Genomic DNA, 22,717 nt, shown 5'->3' on the forward strand with positions numbered 1-22,717 from the left:
GTTAACGCAAAAAAAAGCCCCGCCGAAGCGGGGCTGGTCAGGTCGCAAACCGTCAGGCGTCGATCAGTTCGCCCTTGGCCTTGGCTTTCTGGGCATCCAGGGCGGCGGCCTGCAGGGCGGTCAGGGCGATGGTGAAGACGATGTCGTCCACCAGCGCGCCGCGCGACAGGTCGTTCACCGGCTTGGCCAGTCCCTGCAGCATCGGACCGACGCTGATCACCGAGGCGCTGCGCTGCACCGCCTTGTAGGTGGTGTTGCCGGTGTTCAGGTCCGGGAAGATGAACACGGTGGCCTGGCCGGCGACCGGGCTGTTCGGCGCCTTGGACTTGCCGACGCTGAGCACCGAGGCGGCGTCGTACTGCAGCGGGCCGTCGATCGGCAGGCCCGGGGCACGCTCGCGGGCGATGCGGGTGGCTTCGCGCACCTTGTCCACTTCCGCGCCGCTGCCGGAATCGCCGGTGGAGTAGCTGATCATCGCCACGCGCGGATGCACGCCCAGGGCCACGGCCGACTCGGAGCTCTGCAGGGCGATTTCCGCCAGCTCGGTGGCGGTCGGGTTCGGGTTCACCGCGCAGTCGCCATAGACCAGCACCTGGTCGGGCAGCAGCATGAAGAACACCGAGGACACCAGGTTGTAGCCGGGTGCGGTCTTGATCAGCTGCAGGGCCGGGCGAATGGTGTTGGCGGTGGTGTGGATAGCGCCGGAAACCAGGCCGTCCACTTCGTCCAGGGCGAGCATCATGGTGCCCAGCACCACGGTGTCCTTGAGCTGCTCGTCGGCCATTTCCGGGGTCAGGCCCTTGCTCTTGCGCATCTCGACCATGGGCGCGACGTAACGGCTGCGGATGCTGTCCGGATCGAGGATCTCCAGACCGGCCGGCAGCCTGACGCCCTGCTCGGCCGCCACGCGGGCGACTTCGTCAGGCTTGGCCAGCAGCACGCAGCGGGCGATGCCGCGCTCCTGGCAGATAGCGGCGGCGCGGATGGTGCGCGGCTCGCTGCCTTCGGGCAGCACGATGCGCTTGTTGGCGTCCTGGGCGCGCTTGACCAGCTGGTAGCGGAACGCCGGCGGCGACAGGCGCATCTCGCCACGCGGGGCGCTGACATGGCCGCGCAGGTAGTCGGCGTCCAGGTGCGCGGCGATGTACTCGGTGACGCGGGTGGCGCGCTCGATGTCGTCGGCCGGGGTTTCGCGGTTCAGGCCGTGCAGCGTGGTGGCGGTGTCGTAGGAATTGCTGGCCACGCAGAGCAGCGGCAGGCCGCCGTCCAGTGCCGACTGGCACAGGTCGAGGATGCGGGCATCCGGGGCGAAGTCGCTGGTCAGCAGCAGGCCGGCCAGCTTCACGCCCTTGAGCGAGGCCAGGCTGGCGGCCAGGATCACGTCGTCGCGGTCGCCGGGAGTGACCACCAGCACGCCGTTCTGCAGCAGCGGCACGATGTTCGGCACAGTGCGCGCACACAGCACGATGTCGGTGACGCGACGCTGCTCCGCCTCGCCGGCGTTGAGCACCTTGGCGCCCATCAGCTCGGCGATGTCGCGGGTGCGCAGCGCGTTCAGCTCGGCATTGAAGGGAATGGCGCCCAGCAGGCGGAAGTCCTTGCCACCCAGCGCCGGCAGAAATTCCTTGAGGCGCTCGGCCAGGCCCTGCTCGCCCTCGGCCTTGTTGAGGATCACACCGAGCAGCTTGGGCTCCTTGATGCCACCGAACAGCTGGGCCTGGATCTCGATGCGCTCGGCCATGCGCTGCAGGTTGTCGCGGCCCTGGGCGGCGACCAGGATCACCTCGGCGTCCAGGCTCTTGGCCAGCTGGCTGTTCAGGCGCAGGGTGTAGTTGGACTCGCGGGTCGGCACCATGCCTTCGACCACCACCACGTCCTTGCCGGCCGAGGCTTGCTGGAAGCGGCTGACCACGTCCTCGAGCAGCAGATCCACGTCGCCGCTGGCCAGCTGGCGCTCGGCCTGCTCGAGGCTGATCGGCTCGGCCACTTCCAGCTGCAGGGTGCGCTCCACCAGCAGGCAGGAGCGTTCACGGCCCTGGTCGACCGGGAATGGCTGGGAAATCGGCTTGAAGTAACCGACCTTCAGGCCGGCCTTCTCCAGGGTGCGGACCAGCCCCAGGCTGATCGAGTTGAGACCGCCGCCAAAACCGGTGGGGGCGAGAAACAGCGTATGCATGGAGTCTCCTTCGGAGGCAGGAAAATGCCTCTGCTGCAAAAAAGCGTGGACCAGATGACGAAAACCCGATGCCACTGGCTATCGGGTTTTCGGTCGGCACGTCAGACGATCAGTCGAGCAGTTCCAGGGTATCGAGGGCGATCTGGCGCTCCTCGTTGGTCGGCACCACCAGGATGCGCGGGCTGCCTTCGGCCTGGATCTGGCCGGCGACACCCCGGGTGCACCGGGCGTTGGCCTCGGCATCCACCGCGAAGTTGAAGACCTTCAGGTGCTCGATGGTGCGGGCCCGCACGGCGGCGGAGTTTTCGCCGATACCGCCGGTGAACACCAGGCCGTTGACCTGCGGCAGGGCGCAGGCCATGCCGGCGAGCGACTTGGCCAGGCGGTAGCAGAACACTTCGAAGGCCAGGGTGGCGCCGGCGTGGCCGCTTTCCAGCGCCTCGTGCAAGGTGCGCATGTCGTTGGACAGCCCGGAAAGGCCCTTCAGGCCGCTCTCGCGGGTCAGCATGTTGTCCACCTGCTCGATGGTCCAGCCCAGGGTGCGAGTCAGATGGATGTGCAGCGCCGGGTCGACGTCACCGCTGCGGGTGCCCATCACCAGGCCCTCCAGCGGCGTCAGGCCCATGCTGGTGTCACGGCTCTCACCGTTGACCACCGCGCAGGTGGAGCAGCCGTTGCCCAGGTGGGCGACCAGCCAGCAGCTGTCATCCACCGGCAGTTGCAGCATCTCGGCGGCGCGCTTGCTGACGAAACGGTGGCTGGTGCCGTGGAAGCCGTAGCGACGCACCGCGTGTTCCTTGTAGAGGAACTCCGGCACCGCGTACCGGTAGGCGTAATCGGGCATGGCCTGGTGGAACGCGGTGTCGAACACCACCACCTGCGGCAGGCCGGGGAACAGCGCCCTGGCCGCTTCGATGCCGATCAGGTTGGCCGGGTTGTGCAGCGGCGCCAGCTGGGCGTTGGCGCGGATGCCTTCCAGTACGGCGTCGTCGATCAGGCAGGAGGCGGTGAAGTCTTCGCCGCCGTGCACCACGCGGTGGCCGATGCCGTCCAGCTGCCCGCCGGCGACTTCCTGGGCCAGCGGCAGGATCGCTTCCAGCGCCTCACGGTGGGCACCGTTCGGAATCTGACGGGTTTCCTTGGTGTCTCCGATCTGCCACTGGACGACCGCTTCCGGGCTGCCGAGCCGTTCGGCCAGACCCTGCAGCGGGAAGGTGTCCTGGCTTTCATTGACCAAGGCAAACTTGAGCGACGAACTACCGCAGTTGATCACCAGAATATTGCGGGCGGGCATACGACTTCCTGAACTCATTCGACCTGACCCGAGGGCCACGCCTAATTGGATTTATGGGTTTGGGGCGTCCGGCGTTCTTGTGGAAGCCTGGACTGAATCAGGGGTGTGCCGGAATCTTGTCACGCACCTCCCCGTGAGGCAGTTCCCCTTTAGTCGAAGCTGAATCGCACACAGCCCGCTTGGAATTTCAAGCAGTTAGCCACGAACGTGAATGCTGCGCGCGCAGGTCAACCGGCCACGAGCCCGTCAGAAACGCGGCTTGCGGCCCGTTGAGGCTGTTTTAGGGGAAAGTCGGCGCGACTGCCTTGATCCAGCTTAACGGCTCACCGGCGCCGCCTGCGGCCAGTTGCCGCACGACGGCTCAGTGCTGCAGATGGCCGTAGAGCTTGGCGTATAGCCCACCCTCGGCGATCAGCCGCTGGTGATCGCCCTCTTCGGCGATCCGCCCGCCGTCGAAGACCAGCACCCGGTCCGCCTGTTTCACCGCCGACAGGCGGTGGGCGACGATCAGCGTGGTGCGCCCGTCCAGGAAGCGCCCGAGCGCCTGGTGCAGGGCGTACTCGGTGGCCGCGTCGAGGGCCGAAGTGGCCTCGTCGAGAATCACCACCTTCGGGTCGGCCAGCACCATGCGGGCAATGGCCAGGCGCTGGCGCTGACCGCCGGACAGGCGCACGCCGGAACGCCCGACCACGCTGTCCAGCCCGTCGGGTAGCTGGCGCACGGTGTCGGCCAGCTGCGCCACCTCCAGCGCCCGCCAGCACTCGGCGTCGCTGCGCTCGCGGCCCATGCACAGGTTGGCGCGCACTGTGTCGTTGAACAGCGAGGGATGCTGCAGCACCACGGCCACGTGCTCGCGCACCCGCTCCAGGCCGACGTCCTCCAGCGCCACGCCACCGAAGCGGATGCTGCCCGCCTGCGGCGTGTAGAGGCCGAGCAGCAGCTGCACCAGGGTGCTCTTGCCGCCGCCGGAAGCACCGACGATGGCGACCTTTTCACCGGGGGCGATGCTCAGGTCGAGACGGTCCAGCACCGGCTCGTCACGGTAGGTAAAGCTCAGCCCGCGCACCTCGATGCCCACCGTGCGCCGTCCGGCGAACGGGTCCTGGCCTCCGGCATAGTGGGGCTCGTCGGCCCGCGCCAGCAGTTGGTTGATGCGCGCCAGCGCGCCGCCGGCGGCATAGAAGGCGTACTGCAGGCTGAGCAGTTGCTCCACCGGGCCGATCATGAACCACAGGTAGCTGAACACCGCCAGCATCTGGCCGATGGACAGGTCCGAGAACAGCACGGTGAGCATGGCGGCGGCGCGGAAGATATCGATGCCGAACTGGAACAGCAGGCCGCTGGCCCGGTTGGAGGCGTCGGTCTTCCACTGGGTGGCCACCGCCCGGTCGCGCACCTCGCGGGCTGCCAGGCCGAGCCGGCCGAGGAAGAAGCCCTGGCGGTTGCTGGCGCGGATTTCCTGGATGGCATCCAGGGTTTCGCTGAGCGCCTGGGCAAAGCGCGCAGTGCTGTCGTTTTCCAGTTTCTTCAGCTGCTTGACGCGCTTGCCCAGCTGCACGGTGGCGTAGATCACCAGCGGGTTGAACAGCAGGATCAGCAGCGCCAGCTGCCAGTGCATCCACAACAGGATCGCCGAGGTGCCGGCCAGGGTCAGCAGCGCCACCAGGAAACGGCTGAGGGTTTCGCCGACGAACTTGTCCAGGGTGTCCAGATCGGTAAGCAGGTGCGCGGTGACGGTACCGCCGCCGAGGCTTTCGTATTCGCCGAGGGCGATGCGCTTGAGGCGTTCGATCAGCCGGGCACGCAGGCGGTAGACGATGTCCTTGGACAGCCGCGCGAACAGCCGCGCCTGCAGCACGTTGAACACCAGGGCGAACAGGCGCAGCGACAGGCTGAACAACAGCATCAGGCCGATGTAGCCGGCCGCCACCTGCCAGCCGCTTGGCAGCCAGCGGTCCATGAACTGCAGGGCAGCGCCGCCCTGGCCGAGCAGCACCTCGTCGACCAGCAAGGGCAGCAGCAGCGGAATCGGCACGCTGCACAGGGTGCCGAGCACGGCGAACAGGTTGGCCAGCAACAGCGACTTGCGGTGCCCCAGCGCCAGGCGCCGGATATCGGCCCAGGTCAGCCGGTCAGCCACGCACGCCCCGCTCCAGCCAGCGATCGAGCAACGGCGCCAGGCTATCCAGCGGCTGGTAGCCGTTGGTCAGCAGCGCATAGGTGCCATCGCGCTCGGCCAGCAGGGTCGGAAAGCCGGCGATGCCCAGGTTTTCCGCCCAGGCGAAGTCCGCCTCGGTGGCCTGGCGCTGCGCCTGGCTGTCGAAGCCCTCGGCGAAGGCCTGGCGGTCGAGGCCAGCCTGCTCGGCCAGTTCGACCAGCACGCGGGGACGGGTCACATCCTGGCGCTCGACATAAAAGGCCCGCTGGATCAGCCCGAGCAAACGGCTGGCGCAGCCGTCGGCCAGGCTGCGCGCGGTGACCAGTGCGCGGCAGGCCGGTTCGGTGTCGTAGACAAGGTTGTCCGGCAGGCCGCCGCTCAGGTCGAAGGGCTGGCCGGTCGCTTCATGCACCGCCTGCCAGTGCGACTGGATGCGGGCACGTCCCCGCTCATCCATCACCCGGGATTCGCGGCGCAGGCCGCCCGCTACCAGGTGCAGCGCCACGCCGGCCTGGCGAGCCTGTCCGGCCAGCGCCTCCACCACCGGGGCGAAACCCCAGCACCATGAACACATGGGATCCATGACATAGACCAGCCGGGCCATTGGAGTCTCCTGACGCGGATGGGCTGCCGGGGCAGCTCGAGGAAAGTAAAGAACGAAGGGGGCCAACCCCCGACAGCGTAGTGACTAGTGCAGACCGCCGCCCCGGCAGGTCGGCGAGGCCGGCGCACTGCCCTGAGCCGCCCACTCGTCGGGGCTGTAGGTGTGCAATGCGAGCGCGTGGAACTGGCCCATCAGCTCGCCCAGGCCGCCGTACACCTTCTGGTGACGCTTGACCGCGTTCAGGCCGGCGAACTGTTCACTGACCATCACCACCTTGAAGTGGCTTTCCTCGCCACGATGGTGCATGTGGCTCTCGTCGAGGACTTCCAGATGCTGGGGCTGCAGCGCCGCCAGCGCAGCCTGGATACGCTCACGCATGTTCATTCGGGTTACCTGCCGACAGGGGACGGGGGGTTCGGGGCACGATTTTGCGCCTCGCCGCCGTCCGGCTCAACCCGTCACGCCGTGTGGTCATTGCGCCAATACGCCATAATGGCTACCTGCCACGCAGGGGAACCCGCACCCACCGGGCCGGCCTAACCCCTGATGATCACAAGGGAGACACCCGATGAGCCGTACCGAAACCGACAGCCTGGGAGCCGTGGAAGTCCCGGCGGATGCCTACTGGGGCGCGCAGACCCAGCGCTCGTTGATCAACTTCGCCATTGGCCAGGAACGCATGCCGCTGCCGGTGGTGCATGCCCTGGCGCTGATCAAGAAGGCGGCGGCACGGGTCAACTGCCGCATTGGCGACCTGCCCACGGACATCGCCCGACTCATCGAACAGGCCGCCGACGAAGTGCTGGACGGCCAGCACGACGACCAGTTTCCGCTGGTGGTCTGGCAGACCGGCAGCGGCACGCAGAGCAATATGAACGTCAACGAGGTGATCGCCGGTCGCGCCAACGAGATCGCCACCGGCCAGCGCGGCGGCAAGAGCCCGGTGCACCCCAACGACCACGTCAATCGCTCGCAGAGCTCCAACGACAGCTTTCCCACCGCCATGCATCTGGCCGCCGTGCGCGCCGTGCAGCAGGACCTGCTGCCGGCCATCGCCGAGCTGCGCGGCGGCCTCGCCGAGCAGTCGCTGCGCCACGCCCAACTGGTCAAGACCGGGCGCACGCACCTGATGGACGCCACGCCGATCACCTTCGGCCAGGAGCTGTCGGCCTTCGTCGCCCAGCTGGATCATGCCGAGCAGGTCATTCGCGCTGCGCTGCCGGCCGTCTGCGAACTGGCCCAGGGCGGCACCGCGGTGGGCACCGGCCTGAATGCCCCCAAGGGCTTCGCCGACGCCATCGCCGCCGAGCTGGCGGCCCTGTCCGGCCTGCCCTTCGTCAGCGCCCCCAACAAGTTCGCCGCCCTGGCCGGCCACGAGCCGCTGGTGACCCTGGCCGGCACGCTGAAGACCCTGGCCGTGGCGCTGATGAAGCTGGCCAACGATCTGCGCCTGCTCGGCTCCGGCCCGCGCGCCGGCTTCGCCGAGGTACGCCTGCCGGCCAACGAGCCGGGCAGCTCGATCATGCCCGGCAAGGTCAACCCCACCCAGTGCGAGGCGCTGTCGATGCTGGCCTGCCAGGTACTCGGCAACGACGTGACCATCGGCTTCGCCGCCAGCCAGGGGCACCTGCAACTGAACGTGTTCAAGCCGGTGATCATCCACAGCCTGCTGCAATCCATCCGCCTGCTGGCCGATGGCTGCCGCAACTTCAACCGCCAATGCGTGGCCGACATGGAGCCGGATGCCCGGCAGATGGCCGCCCACCTGGAACGCGGACTGATGCTGGTGACCGCCCTCAACCCGCACATCGGCTACGACAAGGCGGCGGAAATTGCCAAGAAGGCCTACGCCGAGGGCATCACCCTGCGCGAAGCCGCCCTCGCCCTTGGCCACCTGACCGACGAACAGTTCGACGCCTGGGTGCGCCCGGAGCAGATGCTGGAGCCGGGACAGTAGGAAAACACGAAAACGTAGGGTGGATCGCGCGTCACCGATTCACAACGCGCCACAGTCGCGCGCCGGCCCGGCGCGATGGTGGACAAGGAAAACGTTGTCCACCCTCCAGGGCGGCCCAGACGTAGGGTGGATCGCGCTTCACCGATCCGCCAACGCGCCACAGGCGCGCGGGGCCGGCGCGATGATGGACAAGGAAAACGTTGGCCACCCTACGGGGTTGTGAGCGCCTTCCTCCGCCGGTGCCCCAGCGCCGCCACCGCCGAGCCCGCCACCACCAGCAGCGCGCCGCCATAGGCGAGCAGATTGAGCTGTTCGGGAATGACATGGGCGGGCCACCAGATGGCCGCCAATGCCACGCCAGCGAAGGTGATCAGCGGCGTCAGCGCCAGCGCCGCGCTGACCCGGGAGGCTTCCCAGTGGGCCAGCGCCTCGGCGAAGGCACCGTAAGCGATCAGCGTGTTCAGGCAGCAGGCGACCAGCAGCCAGAACTGCAGCGCATCCAGTTCCAGCACCTGGGCCGGCGACGCCCAGGGCGTCAGAAGCAGCGCGCAGCCCAGATAGATCACCATCATCACCTGGAAGGATGACCACTGACTCAATAGCTGCTTCTGCGCCAGCCCATACACCACCCACACCACCGCCGCCGCCAGCACGGTGAGCACGCCGAGGGTGTAGTCGGTCAGCGAAGTCAGCAGCTCGCCGAGCCGCTGGTTGAAGAACAGCCCGAAGCCCAGCAGCAGCACCAGCAGGCCGAGCAACTGACCGGCGCTGAACGACTCGCGGAACACGAACAGGCTGCTGATCAGCAGCAGGAAGGGCGCGATCTGGATCACCAGCTGCGTGGTACCCGGGCTCAGCAGGTTGAGCCCCATCAGGTACAGCACGTAGTTGCTGACCAGCCCGGCGATGGCGAGTCCCACCAGCATGCCGCCCCGGCGCCCCAGTGGCCGAAACGCCGGCAACTGGCGGCGCGCGCCCAGCCAGACCAGTAGCACCAGCCCGGAGCTGAACAGGCGGTACCAGGTGACGGTGACCGGATCCATGGTCTGCAGCACCAGCTTGAGCTTGATCGGCAGAATACCCCAGAGCACGGCCGTGACCATCGCCAGGGACAGGCCATACAGCCAGCGACCGGAAGAAACGTGCATGAAGGACCTCGGCGTACAACAGAGAACGAAAGGGAGGGAGTGCATTCTAGTGACCCGGCGCCCTATTCGTTAGTGCGCTTTCGAAATTCCCCCTAGCGCCTAGCCGCCTTTTGCAATCAAAGCCTTAGACCTTTTGACGTGAAGCATGTCACGGATAGCAAAATGCCTTAACTTAACGTTAATCAAGAATCGAGGCGTCCCGACGTGCGAACCTGGCTTACTCAATTTTCCCTCAAGGTCCGGCTGGTGGCCTTGATTTCCCTGCTCTGCCTGCTGATGGTGCTGATGGTCGGTTTCTCCCTGACCGGCATGCGCGACAGTAACCGCGAGCTGACCCATCTGTATTACGAGGGCCTGCTGCCCAGCGACCAGCTCAACCGCATGACCAATGAAATGCACCATGCGCGCACCCAACTGTTGCTGGCGCTGCAGCATGCGCCGGGAAGCGACTACGAGAAGGCGCACAACCACGACGTGAGCATGCACTTCAACGCCGTGGAGCAGAGCCAGCGCAACATCCAGGCCCTGCTGCAAACGCTGCTGGCCAACAACCTGGACGCTCAGGAGCGCGCCCTGGCGCAGGAAATGCAGCGCACCCTGAACCTCTATCTGGAGCAAGGCGTGCGGCCGGTGCTGGAGCTGATGCGCGCCGGTGATTACCTGAAGGCCAACGGCGTGCTGCTGGACAGGCTGCAACCGACCTTCGCGGTGGCCTCCGACAAGGTGCAGGCCTTCTCCGACAACCTGCATATCCATGCGGTGACTGCCTACACCGCGGCCGAGCGCCATTTCGAGGCGCTGCTGTTCTGGCTGAGCCTGGTGCTGGTGGTCACCCTGGTGCTGGTCATCGCCCTGGCCTGGGCCACCCTGCGCGGCATCAGCCAGGCGGTGGATGCCCTGCTGAGCGGCGGCAAGCGTCTGGCCGACGGCGACCTGGTGCACCGCGTCGCCTACCGGGGCCGTGACGAGCTGGGCAAGATCGCCTCGTCCTTCAACACGATGGCCGACCACGTGCAGGAAACCCTCAAGGAACTGTCCAAGGCCGTGGAACAACTGGCCGCCGCCGCCGAGCAGACCGCCGCGGTCAGCCGCCAGACCAGCGATGGCATCCATCGCCAGCACCTGGAAACCGACCAGGTGGCCACCGCCATGCACGAGATGTCCGCCACCGTGCAGGACGTCGCCAGCAACGCCGCCAGCGCCGCCCACGCCGCCGAGAAGGCGGACAGCGAAGCCGAGCATGGCCAGCAGGTGGTCACCCAGAGCATCCAGGTGATCGACAGCCTGGCCCGCGAGGTGGAGCACGCCGCCAAGGTGATCGGCGAGCTGGAAGACGCCAGCGCCACCATCAGTTCGGTGGTGGACGTGATTCGCGGTATCGCCGACCAGACCAACCTGCTGGCCCTCAACGCGGCCATCGAGGCGGCGCGCGCCGGCGAACAGGGTCGCGGCTTCGCCGTGGTGGCCGACGAGGTCCGCTCGCTGGCCTCGCGCACCCAGCACTCCACCGAAGAGATCCAGTCGATGATCGAGAAGGTGCAGAGCGGCGCGCGCCGTGCGGTCGAGGTCATGGAGAAGAGCTGCGAGAAGGCCGAGGCCGGGCGCGAGCAGGTAGCCGACGCCGGTCGCGTGCTGGAGCAGATCACCGCCGCCGTGGCGACCATCAACGACATGAACGCCATGATCGCCTCGGCGGCCGAGGAACAGAGCTCGGTGGCCGAGGAGATCAACCGCAACATCACCAACGTCAGCGAGATCGCCGAGGACACCAGCGACGCCTCGCGCCAGAACGTGGAAACCAGCCGCGAACTGAGCGCCCTGGCCAAGCACCTGCACGGCCTGGTGCAGCAGTTCAAGCTGTAAAGGCCGAGCCCGGGTCCGCAAAGCAGCAGTCCGTAGGGCGGTCATGCCAACGGCATGGCCGCCGTGGTGGTCAACGCATGCGTTGACCACCCTACCGCACTTGAGCTCGGTCCAGGCCGGCCGCTAGTCTGCCCTTCCTCTGTCTCAGGTCTGACCCGCATGCCGACCCATCGCCCCGTCACCGACGCCGACCTGTCCGCCCTCTGCGCCCTGCCCCGCACGCCGGAGGAGCTGTTCTACTGCTTCCCCAGGGCCGAATTCCCCCTCACGCCGGAGCAACTGCGCGCCGCCATCGAGCAGCGCAGCGATTCGACCGTGGTCGAACTGGACGGCCGGGTGGTGGCCTTCGCCAACTTCTACCAGTGGGCCGAAGGCGGCATCTGCGCCATCGGCAACGTGATGGTGGCCGCCGATGCGCGCCGGCGTGGTGTGGCCTCGTACCTGATGAAGGTCATGTGCGCCTTGGCCTTCGACAAGCACCGCGCCACCGAGGTAAAGGTGTCCTGCTTCAACGCCAATACCGCCGGCCTGTTGCTCTACCCGCGGCTGGGCTTCACGCCCAGCGCCATCGAGGAACGCCGCGACAAGGCCGGCGCGCCGGTGGCGCTTGTCCATCTGCGCCTGCCCCGCGACATTGCGCCGCAGGTCGACTGATCCTCCGCCACCGACTCCAGCGGGTAGAGTCGAGCCTGAGTCAACGTTCAGGATGCCCCCATGAAAACCATCGGCCTTATCGGCGGCATGAGCTGGGAATCGACGATTCCCTACTACCGGCAGATCAACGAAACCATCAAGGCGCGCCTGGGCGGGCTGCATTCGGCGAAGCTGGCGCTGTACAGCGTGGATTTCCACGACATCGAGCGCCTGCAGCAGGCCGGCGACTGGACGACGGCCGGCGCCCTGCTGGCCGATGCGGGCCGGGCGCTGGAACGGGCCGGCGCGGATTTCCTGGTGCTGTGCACCAACACCATGCACAAGGTCGCCGGGGATATCGAAGCGGCTGTCTCCATTCCGCTGCTGCACATCGCCGACCCGACCGCCGATGCCATCAAACGCGCCGGGCTGTCCAGGGTCGGCCTGCTGGGCACCCGCTTCACCATGGAGCAGGACTTCTACCGCCAGCGCCTGCAGCAGCACGGACTCGAGGTGCTGACGCCCGACGAGGCGGATCGCGCCGTGATCCACCGCGTCATCTACGAGGAGCTCTGCCTGGGACACATTCGCGGCAGCTCCCGGGAAGAGTACCGGCGCATCATGGCAGCGCTGGTGGAACAGGGCGCCGAAGCGATCATCCTCGGCTGCACGGAAATCTCCCTGCTGGTGGGCAGCGAGGATGCCCGCGTGCCGCTGTTCGACACCACCGCCCTGCATGCGCGCCGGGCGGCAGAAGCGGCGCTGGACTGACGCACAGGGGGCGGTATCATCGCCGCCCCTTTCGCCGCCGACTTCCCGCGCATGACCGACAACCCGCTCACCGAGCTTTACCGGGACGACTGGCTGCTGGCGGTGCACAAGCCCGCCGGGCTGCTGGTACACCGCAGCCCCATCGACAAGCACGAAACCGAATTCGCCCTGCAATACGCCCGCGAACTGAACGGCGGCGAGCACGTCTACGCGGTGCACCGGCTGGACCGCCCCACTTCGGGCCTGCTGCTGTTTGCCCGCGACCCGCACACCGCCAGCCTGCTCGGCCAGGCCATGATGGCCAACACCGTGCGCAAGACCTACCGGGCACTGGTACGCGGCTGGCCGCCGGAGTCCGGCCTGATCGACCACGCCCTCAAGGAACACGCCGTGGACAAGCGGCTCAAGGACGAACCCCAGCCCGTGCGCGACGCGCAGACCCGCTACAGCCGCCTGGCCACCACGCAGTTGGAGGTCGAGATCGAAGGCTTTCCCACCAGCCGCTACAGCCTGCTGCAGCTGCACCCACTGACCGGCCGCAAACACCAGCTGCGCCGCCATATGCAGCACCTCAGCCACCCGATCATTGGCGACACCAACTACGGCCGCACCCGGCACAACCACTACTTCGCCCAACGCTTCGGCTACAGCCGCCTGATGCTCGCCGCCACGGAGCTGCACTTCACCCACCCGGTCACGGGCGAAGCCATGCACCTGCAGGCGGATCCGAGTGAGGATTTTCAGCAGGTGGTGCGGGGGATATTCGAGGAAGGTGCGGCTGCGTAGGCGGTCAAGCCACGGCCTGGCCGCCGGGCGCGTGCATGTTTACCGATGATTAATGACAGTGGTATGGCTTGGAACCCGCATGACAGCATTGTCCCGGGGGCTGTCTTTCCGGCAGCCGCCGCCATGAGCGACAGCCGCAGAGGCAAATACAACGAGCGATAAGGACACTCTGAAAAACACTTCCAGAATCTGGTGAAATACGCCGTTAATCCCGCCAGCCGAGTTCTTCCATGAAGCAGATGACCTTCGCCGACGCCGAGTACGCCGGCAAGCGCAAACAGACCCGTAAAGAGCTGTTCCTGATCGAGATGGATCAGGTGGTGCCGTGGAAGGGACTGATTGCCTTGATCGAGTCGCATTACCCCAAGGGCGAAGGTGGTCGGCCCGCCTATCCTCTGCTGGCCATGCTGCGTATTCACCTGATGCAGAACTGGTTTGGCTACAGCGATCCGGCGATGGAGGAAGCGCTGTACGAGACGACCATCCTGCGCCAGTTCGCCGGGTTGAGCCTGGAGCGCATTCCCGACGAAACCACCATCCTCAACTTCCGCCGGCTGCTGGAGAAACACGAACTGGCTGCCGGTATCCTGGCCGTCATCAATGGCTATCTCGGTGACCGCGGTCTGTCGCTGCGTCAGGGCACTATCGTCGATGCTACGTTGATCCATGCACCCAGTTCGACCAAGAACAAGGACGGCAAGCGCGACCCGGAGATGCACCAGACCAAGAAGGGTAACCAGTACTACTTCGGCATGAAGGCCCACATCGGTGTGGATGACGAGTCGGGGCTGGTGCATAGCGTGGTTGGCACGGCGGCCAACGTGGCGGACGTCACCCAGGTCGACAAACTGCTGCATGGCGTGGAGAACGTCGTCTGCGCCGATGCCGGTTACACCGGGGTCGAAAAGCGCTCAGAACATGCGGGCCGCGAAGTGATCTGGCAGGTCGCGGCGCGTCGCAGCACTTACAGAAAACTCGGCAAGAACAGCCCGCTCTACAAAGCTAAGCGCAAGATCGAAAAGGCCAAGGCGCAGGTGCGGGCCAAGGTCGAGCACCCATTCCGGGTGATCAAGCGCCAGTTCGGTTACGTGAAGGTACGCTTCCGCGGCCTGGCCAAGAACACCGCGCAGCTGATGACACTGTTCGCACTGTCGAACCTGTGGATGGCGCGTCGACATTTGATCGCCACCGCAGGAGAGGTGCGCCTGTAATGTGGGAAATGGCCGTTGCGAGATGCTCGCGACGGCCAAAAAAGGAGAAATGAGTGGGCTATCTGTCCGGTTTTTGATCGATTGCCCGCTTTCAAAATCGGCAAGGGCTGAAGTTGACGCGAAATACCCAGCTACTTCAGACCTTCCATAAAGCTAAAATTGTTCTCTTCATGGCAATGCCCATTTATTAGACATCAAGATGCAAGCAGACATCCTTACCGAAGGATTCAGATAACGCTGACTGCCGCGCATATCGTCTTGCAACCACTCTCATTTATTAGTTTTATTTTTCTCCATCGTTATCGTAAGCGCCTTTACGGCAATTGCCGCAACCAGCGCAGTAAAAAGCATACCGCACAGACCAATCAGTACAGCCAAAGTGCGCGTAAAAATTGTTTTCGGCGCAAAATCTCCATAGCCGATCGTCAATCCTGTCACAAATGAAAAATACAGCGACTCATGTATGGACCAGCCCTCACGCCAGCCAATAACGATTCCGAGCGTCACCATTAAACCGAAAAGAATCGAAAGTCTCGGCCACACAACCTTCAGACCGAAAAACAACGCACGCCAGAATCTTCTTCTCAACACACCAGGATTATTGTCCAATAATATAATCTCAACAAGATTGACTGATCCATATCGTAAAACCCAACGTATAAGCACCACTCATGCAGCAGCCACTGGTTATATGATGGCAGCTCAAGCTGGCAGTCCCTCGAACTCTGGCACCTCCTCTCCCCCCTCATCCCAAGCTGCTTTGCTGGATGAAAAGATATGCGCAGTTGACAACATAGTGATTTCAGTGTCCAAACACCCTACGGGAACGACAAGCACACCTGCAATCTGAGTGTTTGGCAATGCTGAACCACACAACTTACAAAAGCTTTTGTTATGACGAGTGCCTGGAAGCGTATAGGAAGTCACGGCATCTGCGCCCGACTGCCAAACCAATTTAGCTGAGTGCGAGAATAGATTTGCCGCATGAGCCGAACCTGTATCTTTTTGGCAACGCTGACAATGGCACAGGTAAAAGCTGTCGAACTCACCTTTCACTTCAAAGCTCACGGTGCCGCACAGACAAGAACCGAAATGATCAGTCATCAGAACTCCTTCCATGGCCTGTGGGTGAAAACACATAACGTTGAATTAAGCCGGGCCACATAGCGGCGTCGGCTTGAATGAATTGTTATGCATCATAGCGGGCACGTGGCAGTCGGTACAGGCAGTGCAAGCGCAGCGGACTATCTTCAGGTACTTGAGGATGCTCAAAGGTACCTGACCCACACATCTTGAGTCTTTCCATAACTGCTCGAGACCTGAAATTTTTAACTGCTGTGAAGGACACGATTTCGTTTAGACCCAAGACTGTAAATCCAACGCGGAACGCTCCGCGTGCCGCCTCAGAAGCAAATCCTTTTCCCCAATGCGAAAAGGAAAGACGCCAACCGACTTCCACGCAGGGCGAGAAAGGAAGTTCAGCTGAGGGAGTGTGCAAGCCGACGAACCCGATGAACTCGCGAGAATCCTTGAGCTCAGCAGCCCAAAACCCCCAGCCACGCTCTCGAATCAAAGCCTCGCAACGATCAGCCATTGCATCACTTTCGGCACGTGTAAGCCGCGCGGGGAAGAACTCCATTACCCTTGGATCTGCGTTGAGCGCGGCAAACGGCTCGCGGTCAGCGGGCGTCCACTGCCTCAAGAAAAGGCGCTCAGTTTCGAACTCAATGAGGTCAGTCATTTGCTACACATCCGGATGAGTGAAGACGCATAACGCCCGCCTAAGTGGCCGGCAACGCATACAACTAAACTCAACAAGAACATCCGTAACCACCGCAGTCCCTCTTGAGACGTTTGTTATATCTACTTTTCACCTTAATAAACCAGCAATTCACCTTCACCTACTGCCACTAACGAGACACGGTTTGAGTCGTGGAGGACGGGAAAGTTGAACAGCGCCGGCCCATCAGGCCAGCGTACGCGGGAACCTGAATCAAGCGGTGGTCTTGCCTTCCGCGTGGCGGGCGAAGTTGTCCAGAATGGATTGCCAACCCGCCCGCTGTTGCTCTTCAGAGTGCGTCTGCTCCGCTTCGAAGGTTTCCCGCACGGTGACCCCATTCGGCCCGGTGAGAAACTCCACCCGCAAGGTGCGCCCGCCAAACTCACACTCAATTAATTGATGGTGTTCGATCTTCGTATAGGTCCCTGCAAAATCGAACCCGGCACTGCCGTCCTTGGCTTCCATGCGTGATGAGAAGGTTCCGCCGACGCGAAGATCAACGCTCGCCCGGGTGGTATGCCAATCATCGGATGCGGCATTCCATTGGGTGATGTCTTCTGGAGTGGTCCATGCACTCCACACCCGTTCAATCGGTGCCGCAATGGCGGTTTCAACCGTAATGTTCATTCCTGTCTTCCTTATATTGATGAGCAACGGGGTGCGCGGAAGACTGTAGCGCCTCTGTAGGGAACAACCATGAACCAAGCCACGCGCAGCAACGCAGCGTGTCGAACGGCGTCCCTCTTCACTGCAACGGTTGACCCTGCCCGAGCAGGTTGCACTCGAACACTTCAGTGCGAGAAGTCGTGACTCACCTCCGGTCACGGCCCGACCGCTCGAATTCGAGCGTTGTGCCTAGCGCCAGCACTTCCTCACTCGGCCCGCTGCGCATCACCCGCCGCAGTCAGCACCGCAACCTTCTGCTCATAGCGCCGCGCAGCCTCCGCATTCCCCGCCGCCTTGGCAGCCTCCATCGCGCCCTTTGTAGCGCGCAACCGATTCGGGTCCCGTTGCAGGGAGCGCTCAAACTCCGCGAAAGCCTCAGCAGGCTGCTTCTGCACCACCAGCAGTTCGGCCAGCAGTTCCCGGGAAGGCACCACGTTGCCGGGGGTGACCGGGTGCTTGTCGCTGGCTTCCTCGAGATCGGCCGCTTCGCGCATCAGGCGCAGGGCGTCGTCGGGGCGGTTCTCGGCCTGGGCGATCCAGGCGTTTACCGCACGGATCTGGATTTCCGCCTGGTCGGCCCAGTAGCCGAGGTTGTTCTGGCGCATCGCAGTCTGCAGCGCCTGCAGGCGTTCAACATCCGCGCGGGCCGCGCCGGGGTTGCCGCTGCGCGCGGCGCCCAGGCCGCGGGCGAACACCAGGATGGCTTCGGCCTGCGGGAACTTGTCCCAGGCCAGGTCGGCGGGTGACAGCTGCAGGGCGGCCGCTTCCTACCACTGCCCCCGCTCCAGCGCGTAGCGCGCCGGAATGGCCGCGAAGGCGTAGGCGGCGACGAAGTTCTCCACGTTGACCTTGCGGATCGCCGCCACCTCGTCCACCCGCTGTTTGGCCGCCTGGTGCTGGGCCTGTTGCAGGTGGCCGAACACCAGGTAGTCCAGCGCGTGCAGGGCGTCGTAGGTGCCGATGTCCAGCGTGGTCGCCTGCAGCTCATGGCGGGCAGCCTGGTAGGAGGCCAGGTTGCTTTCCACCATGGCCGGCCAGTCGCCGACCCGGCTGAAGATGTGCGAGGGCATGTGCTGAACGTGCGGCACCGAGGGCGCGATGTCCGCATAGGCACGGGCATAGGGCATGCCGCGCTCCGCCAGGCTGGTGTAGTCGAAGGTGTGGATCAGGTAGTGGGCGATGCCGGGGTGGTTGGGGTACTGCCGGTACAGCGGCTCGAGGATGCCGGCGGCCTTGAGCTGGTTGGCGTAGGTCTTGTCGGTGGGCTGGGCGGTGGCGTTGAGCAGCAGTGCGTAAAGCACCTGCGCTTCGACATCCTGCGGATAGCGCGCCGCCACTTCGCCCATGGCCTGCTCCAGCGCCAGCGCGCGGAGCCGGTGTTCGGTGCTCTGCCAGTCCTTGAAGAAGACGCCGAGGGCGTCGATGTAGGCGTTTTCCCGCTCGCTGCCGGCGCCGAGCTGTTGGGCCTGGGACCAGGCGTTGGCGCCGGCCTGCAACGCCTGCGGGCTGGGCGGCCAGGCCAGCGGATTGCCCATGGACATGATGGCGATGCCCCAGTGGGCCATGGCGCAGGTGGGGTCCTGCTCCAGCACCGTCGCGAAGGCCTGTTTGGCGGGGTCGAACCAGAAGGAATGGAACAGGGCCATGGCCCGGTTGAAGGTGCGCTGCGCGTCCGGGGTGCAGGACACCTGGAAATTCACCTCGCCCAGTTGTTCGGGCGGTTCCCCTTCGTGCGGAGTTTGCGCCCCTGCCGCGCCGCTGAGGGCGAGCGAGAGCGCCAGCGTCCCTGCCCGTGCGATTGACCTGTGCATGGCGGCCTCCACGATAGGCTGAAAAAGGCCGCCGACTGGCCTTCCCTGTCACGACGACCTGCAAGCATTGGATGCCGGACAGGGCGCAAAGTTGGGGCGCAACGGCTGGACGTTCCTGCGCCAACCGGCAACACCCGATTGTCTGCCGGACGGCGAGAGGCCGGTGCTCAAGCGAGATCCCACGCATCGTGCGGTCCATACTGGCCAGAACCACTTGGAGGGTGCCGTCATGCATGTCTTGCGCTTGACTGCCGTCGTGCTCGGCGGCCTGCTGCTGATGGGTGGGTCATTGTTCTCGCTGGCCGATTCGGACCGCGCCCGGGACACCCGCTCCAAACTGATGCAACACGACGAGCGCGGCCGGTATGGGCCGCACCCGCGAGGCTGGCATGACCCGCGCATGCAACGGGACTCTCGCTATCCGCAGCGTTACCGCTATTACCGCTACGAGGATCGCGTGTATGGGTCCGGACAATACCGCTACGATCACTCCCCCCAGGGAGACTGGTCCTATCCACGGGAGGGCCTGGATTGGGGGGTGCGCTTCTATCCGCACTCACCGTCCTTCAATACCCCGCGTGGATACCCGCCGCCCCGGCAGGTTGTTCCGGACAGGAACGACTTCCCGGCGCGCCACAATCCGCATCCGCCGGGTATCTACCGGCCGCTGCATGACAACGGGCTGCGGCTCCCCCCACCACGCTGAGGCATCAGCTCGCCGGCACCTGGTAATCCCGCATGATGCAGGCCACCTGGACCGAATAGGACGCGTACCAGCGCTCGCGCCCGGCTTTCTGCGCCAGAAGATGCTCGGGATGCGCCTTCCAGGCCTTGATGGCGGCTTCGTCTGGCCAGTAGGACAACGCCACCTCGTTATCCCCTTCGCTCACGGCATGGAATTCAAGGCAACCGAACTCCGCAAGCGCCAGCTCGCGCATGCGGGAAGCGACACGGAAATACTCGTCGTCGAGCGACATGACCTTCGCGCGGAAGATGACAACGTACATGGGGCCTCCTTGCCTGATAGTGCCCGGTGGGCGAGAGAAGCGTAGCGCCTGAACGTCACCTGAAACGTCGGTACAGGGCAAGGCACAGGGCGGCCAGCGCAAACGCCAGCACAGCCAGCAGGGCGTACACCTCGACGGCCTGCTCCTTGAACGTTGCCGCACCGTCGAAATAGATGCCTTGCTCGTTATAAGGCAGTACAGCGCGCGCGTGACTCAGGTACGCCAGGAGGATGCCCAGCAGGCTGAACAACAGGCTGGCAGCCAGGGCCAGGAGGGAACCTAGACGCTTCATGGAGCCTCGACTGCGGAAAATGAACGGAGCATAAAGGCTCCGTTCATGGTTCAGGGTGCCGCGTGGCTCTACATCCAGCCCAGCCACTTCCACCAGGTCAGCGCCATCACCAGCATCAGCAGGTAGCCGACCAGGGTCAGCCACACGCCGGTACGCAGGAACTGCCGCGAGGTGAAGGTCTCGGTGCCGATGCAGACCATGTTCTGCGGGGCATTGATCGGCAGCAGGAAGCCGAAGCTCATCACGAAGCCGAGCAACATGCTCATGCCCAGCGCGTTGATGTCGCCGCCCAGCTGCTGCAGCAGGGCGATCATGATCGGCAGCATCGCCGAGGTCAGCGCGGTGGCGCTGGCGAAGCCGATATGGATGAGGATGAGGAACAGGCCGAGCACGGCGAACACCCAGAACGGCGACATGCCTTCCATGCCCAGGTTGTCCACCAGCCCGCGCGCCAGCCAGGAACCGGCCTGTGTGCCGAGCAGCGCGGTGCCGAGGCTGATGCCGACACCGAAGACGATCACCGTGCCCCACGGCACCCGGTTCTGCGCCTCCTTCCAGCTCATCACGCCGAGGCCGGGCATCAGCAGCAGCGCCAGGCCGACCATGGTGACGGAAGCGGTATCGAAGCTGTGCAGCTTGCCTTCGGTGGCCCAGAAGGCCAGCAGGCCGAGGGTGATGGCCAGCAGCTTGCGTTCGCCGCCGCTCATGGCGCCCAGTTCGCGCAGGGAGTTGCGCACCGCGTCCCTGCCGCCTTCGATCTTGCCCACGCCCGGCGGCATCAGCTTGACGATGACCACATAAAGCACCACCGACATCAGGATGCTCCACGGCATGCCGGCGATCAGCCAGTCCATCCAGGTGACGGACTCGCCGAGCAACTTGTGCATGAAGCCGGTGGTGAGCAGGTTCTGCGCAGCCGAGGTCTGGATGCCGACGTTCCAGATGCTGGTGCCCTGCGCCACCAGGATCATCAGCGCGCCGGCGAAGGTGGAGCGCTTGTCCACACCGAAGGCGGCGATCACCCCCATCATGATCGGCACCACGCAGGCCACGCGGGCGGTGGCGCTGGGCACGATGAAGCTGAGGATGATGGTGACCAGGATGGCGCCGATCAGCACCCGGCGCGGGCTGGCGCCGACCTTGGACAGGGTGTAGAGCGCGATGCGCTTGTCCAGCCCGGTGTGGGTCATGGCCGCGGCGATGAACAGCGCCGCGGCCACCAGCGCAAGCGCCGAGTTGGCGAAGCCGGCCAGGGCCATGGCCAGGCCGCCCTTGGTGCCGATCAGCACCTCGGGGTTGGCCACCGTCGGCGCACTGCCGAGCAGGAAGGCCATCAGGCCGATGATCATGATGGCGCTGACTTCGTAGGACACGGTTTCGGTGATCCAGACGATGACGGCGAAGGCGAGGATGGCCAGCATGTACTGACCGGCCTGGGGCAGGCCGGGGAGCGGCGGCAGCAACGCGATCAGGCCGCCGGCCGCGATGGCCAGCAGCAGGCCCCAGGGCAGCCGGGCGCGAAGTTCGGTGAGGGTCATGGAGGGTCCTTGTAGGAGAGCATGCAGGTCGACCTGCGGATACCGGCGGTAACCGGTTCCGGCATGGCGCCGGGGGTGTCCCGGCTTGTTGTTGCGCCATTTTAGTGACCGACCGGTCGGCAAACCTTGCCGCAGAGCAATGCCCCGCCTCGACGCCTGTTGCCCTGGCTTCGGCAAATCGACACACTCTGCTGCGCTTTTTGCCACCCTTCCGGATGCTGCCTCGTATGCCGTACCGCGCCACTGCTCTGCTCCTTCTCACCGCCCTGCCCACCCTGGGGTTCGCCCAGGACTGCACCGACCGCGCCGAATGCTGGCCGGAAGGCAGCGCCATGCATACGGGTGTGCTGCTGGCCGAGGAATTGCGGACACTGGACGAGGAACTGGCCGTGGCTCACAAGGCGTTGATCGAGCAGGTGGGCGCAGCGCCGGTAACGGACGAGACGCCGCAGCCCGACGGCATGCTGACCCGTGCCCTGCGCGACCAGCAGAAGGCGTGGCTGCGTTATCGCGCGGGGGAGTGTCAGTTGATCGGTGCGCTGACCGGCGCCGGTGGCAGCTGGCCCAGCGCCTACGCCACCGATTGCGAACTGAGCCTGGGCCAGCAGCGGCTGGAGGATGTGCAGGCGGCCCGAGAATGCATCAACGCGATCTCCGAGCAGGACCGCATCTTCGAACAGGGCGAATGCCTGCGCGACCTGGCGCCGATGGCGCGGGATCTGCCGATTCCGTGAAGCGGTCTCGGACCCCGAACCGTGGGAGCGAATTCATTCGCGAGCTTCTGGGTCGAGCTCGCGAATGAATTCGCTTGTATGTTTGTGCCTGTCGGGGATGAGGGACCAAGTTCGCATCTGACGCAAGTACAGACCGTGGGAGAGATCGTCCCGCCCCCACTCACCAAGGGCCGATAAGGAATCCATCAGGCTTGAGCCCCAACTCAAGACCGACGATATGCGCAAGCCAGCACCCGGGTGAGGCCCCGACAGACATCGTCAACCTAGTCGAGAGGGCCGCCCTATGGC

23 protein-coding genes are annotated in these 22,717 nt (G+C 64.9%); 8 read left to right on the plus strand and 15 right to left on the minus strand.

Annotation, left to right across the window (positions count from 1 at the left end; all coding sequences use genetic code 11):
* Nucleotides 1–52 precede the first annotated feature (52 nt).
* The 5 genes from pta to SF06_RS11775 all read right to left on the minus strand — a co-directional run bounded on the left by pta (nt 53) and on the right by SF06_RS11775 (nt 6,616).
* Nucleotides 53–2,176, minus strand: coding sequence for a phosphate acetyltransferase (gene pta, locus SF06_RS11755; protein WP_027589851.1), 2,124 nt, complete (start codon nt 2,174–2,176; stop codon nt 53–55).
* A 109-nt stretch (nt 2,177–2,285) separates the two neighbouring features.
* Nucleotides 2,286–3,470, minus strand: a complete 1,185-nt coding sequence (locus tag SF06_RS11760) for an acetate kinase (RefSeq protein WP_027589852.1) — start codon at nt 3,468–3,470, stop codon at nt 2,286–2,288.
* Nucleotides 3,471–3,831: 361 nt separating this feature from the next.
* Nucleotides 3,832–5,610, minus strand: coding sequence for an ABC transporter ATP-binding protein (locus SF06_RS11765; protein ID WP_027589853.1), 1,779 nt, complete (start codon nt 5,608–5,610; stop codon nt 3,832–3,834).
* Entirely contained in the window at nt 5,603–6,232 is a 630-nt protein-coding gene (locus tag SF06_RS11770; RefSeq protein WP_027589854.1) for a DsbA family protein, read from the minus strand. The genes SF06_RS11765 and SF06_RS11770 overlap by 8 nt, the downstream gene beginning before the upstream one ends.
* A gap of 84 nt (nt 6,233–6,316) precedes the next feature.
* Complete coding sequence (locus tag SF06_RS11775) at nt 6,317–6,616, minus strand: BolA family protein (RefSeq protein WP_027589855.1); 300 nt, start codon at nt 6,614–6,616, stop codon at nt 6,317–6,319.
* A gap of 184 nt (nt 6,617–6,800) precedes the next feature.
* On the opposite strand from SF06_RS11775, the gene SF06_RS11780 reads away from it, so the two are divergent.
* Entirely contained in the window at nt 6,801–8,189 is a 1,389-nt protein-coding gene (locus SF06_RS11780) for a class II fumarate hydratase (RefSeq protein ID WP_039561547.1), read from the plus strand.
* A gap of 209 nt (nt 8,190–8,398) precedes the next feature.
* Here the strand turns inward: SF06_RS11780 and SF06_RS11785 are convergent, their stop codons facing one another.
* Complete coding sequence (locus tag SF06_RS11785) at nt 8,399–9,337, minus strand: DMT family transporter (protein WP_027589857.1); 939 nt, start codon at nt 9,335–9,337, stop codon at nt 8,399–8,401.
* A gap of 204 nt (nt 9,338–9,541) precedes the next feature.
* On the opposite strand from SF06_RS11785, the gene SF06_RS11790 reads away from it, so the two are divergent.
* The 5 genes from SF06_RS11790 (at nt 9,542) to SF06_RS11810 (ending at nt 14,601) form a co-directional block, all read left to right on the plus strand.
* Entirely contained in the window at nt 9,542–11,200 is a 1,659-nt protein-coding gene (locus tag SF06_RS11790; RefSeq protein WP_039561548.1) for a HAMP domain-containing methyl-accepting chemotaxis protein, read from the plus strand.
* A 159-nt stretch (nt 11,201–11,359) separates the two neighbouring features.
* Nucleotides 11,360–11,854: a GNAT family N-acetyltransferase gene (locus tag SF06_RS11795; protein ID WP_027590106.1), complete on the plus strand. Its 495-nt coding sequence runs from the start codon at nt 11,360–11,362 to the stop codon at nt 11,852–11,854.
* A gap of 60 nt (nt 11,855–11,914) precedes the next feature.
* Entirely contained in the window at nt 11,915–12,604 is a 690-nt protein-coding gene (locus tag SF06_RS11800) for an aspartate/glutamate racemase family protein (protein WP_027590107.1), read from the plus strand.
* 51 nt (nt 12,605–12,655) lie between these two features.
* Nucleotides 12,656–13,390 carry a pseudouridine synthase gene (locus SF06_RS11805; RefSeq protein ID WP_037008727.1) on the plus strand — a complete coding sequence of 245 codons (735 nt, stop codon included), beginning with the start codon at nt 12,656–12,658 and terminating at the stop codon, nt 13,388–13,390.
* A gap of 230 nt (nt 13,391–13,620) precedes the next feature.
* On the plus strand, nt 13,621–14,601 hold the full coding sequence (locus SF06_RS11810) for an IS5 family transposase (protein WP_039561550.1): 981 nt from the start codon (nt 13,621–13,623) through the stop codon (nt 14,599–14,601).
* A gap of 270 nt (nt 14,602–14,871) precedes the next feature.
* On the opposite strand, the gene SF06_RS18025 is transcribed toward SF06_RS11810, so the two are convergent.
* The 6 genes from SF06_RS18025 to SF06_RS18045 all read right to left on the minus strand — a co-directional run bounded on the left by SF06_RS18025 (nt 14,872) and on the right by SF06_RS18045 (nt 18,858).
* Nucleotides 14,872–15,210, minus strand: a complete 339-nt coding sequence (locus SF06_RS18025; RefSeq protein WP_234703321.1) for a potassium channel family protein — start codon at nt 15,208–15,210, stop codon at nt 14,872–14,874.
* 93 nt (nt 15,211–15,303) lie between these two features.
* On the minus strand, nt 15,304–15,705 hold the full coding sequence (locus SF06_RS18030) for a GFA family protein (RefSeq protein WP_076380864.1): 402 nt from the start codon (nt 15,703–15,705) through the stop codon (nt 15,304–15,306).
* Nucleotides 15,706–15,790: 85 nt separating this feature from the next.
* Nucleotides 15,791–16,342 (minus strand): GNAT family N-acetyltransferase, encoded by a 552-nt coding sequence (locus tag SF06_RS18035; RefSeq protein ID WP_076380862.1) that lies wholly within the window; start codon nt 16,340–16,342, stop codon nt 15,791–15,793.
* Between the two features lie 252 nt (nt 16,343–16,594).
* Nucleotides 16,595–17,008: an SRPBCC family protein gene (locus SF06_RS11820; RefSeq protein WP_039561551.1), complete on the minus strand. Its 414-nt coding sequence runs from the start codon at nt 17,006–17,008 to the stop codon at nt 16,595–16,597.
* 245 nt (nt 17,009–17,253) lie between these two features.
* Nucleotides 17,254–17,742, minus strand: a complete 489-nt coding sequence (locus SF06_RS18040) for a hypothetical protein (protein WP_081993428.1) — start codon at nt 17,740–17,742, stop codon at nt 17,254–17,256.
* A gap of 72 nt (nt 17,743–17,814) precedes the next feature.
* Nucleotides 17,815–18,858 (minus strand): tetratricopeptide repeat protein, encoded by a 1,044-nt coding sequence (locus SF06_RS18045; protein WP_139326711.1) that lies wholly within the window; start codon nt 18,856–18,858, stop codon nt 17,815–17,817.
* Between the two features lie 229 nt (nt 18,859–19,087).
* Here SF06_RS18045 and SF06_RS18350 point away from each other — a divergent pair, with 229 nt between their 5' ends.
* The gene (locus SF06_RS18350; protein ID WP_139326710.1) at nt 19,088–19,564 is read left to right on the plus strand and encodes a hypothetical protein; all 477 of its coding nucleotides are present in this window, start codon (nt 19,088–19,090) and stop codon (nt 19,562–19,564) included.
* A gap of 4 nt (nt 19,565–19,568) precedes the next feature.
* Here the strand turns inward: SF06_RS18350 and SF06_RS11830 are convergent, their stop codons facing one another.
* The 3 genes from SF06_RS11830 to SF06_RS11840 all read right to left on the minus strand — a co-directional run bounded on the left by SF06_RS11830 (nt 19,569) and on the right by SF06_RS11840 (nt 21,695).
* The gene (locus tag SF06_RS11830) at nt 19,569–19,865 is read right to left on the minus strand and encodes an antibiotic biosynthesis monooxygenase family protein (protein ID WP_039561553.1); all 297 of its coding nucleotides are present in this window, start codon (nt 19,863–19,865) and stop codon (nt 19,569–19,571) included.
* A 55-nt stretch (nt 19,866–19,920) separates the two neighbouring features.
* Nucleotides 19,921–20,157 (minus strand): hypothetical protein, encoded by a 237-nt coding sequence (locus SF06_RS11835; RefSeq protein ID WP_039561554.1) that lies wholly within the window; start codon nt 20,155–20,157, stop codon nt 19,921–19,923.
* A gap of 68 nt (nt 20,158–20,225) precedes the next feature.
* Complete coding sequence (locus tag SF06_RS11840) at nt 20,226–21,695, minus strand: DASS family sodium-coupled anion symporter (protein WP_027590113.1); 1,470 nt, start codon at nt 21,693–21,695, stop codon at nt 20,226–20,228.
* Nucleotides 21,696–21,922: 227 nt separating this feature from the next.
* Between SF06_RS11840 and SF06_RS17765 the strand changes: the two genes are divergently transcribed.
* Complete coding sequence (locus SF06_RS17765; protein ID WP_052199803.1) at nt 21,923–22,429, plus strand: lysozyme inhibitor LprI family protein; 507 nt, start codon at nt 21,923–21,925, stop codon at nt 22,427–22,429.
* Nucleotides 22,430–22,717: the final 288 nt, after the last annotated feature.

Source organism: Pseudomonas flexibilis (assembly GCF_000802425.1).
Classification (GTDB): domain Bacteria; phylum Pseudomonadota; class Gammaproteobacteria; order Pseudomonadales; family Pseudomonadaceae; genus Serpens; species Serpens flexibilis.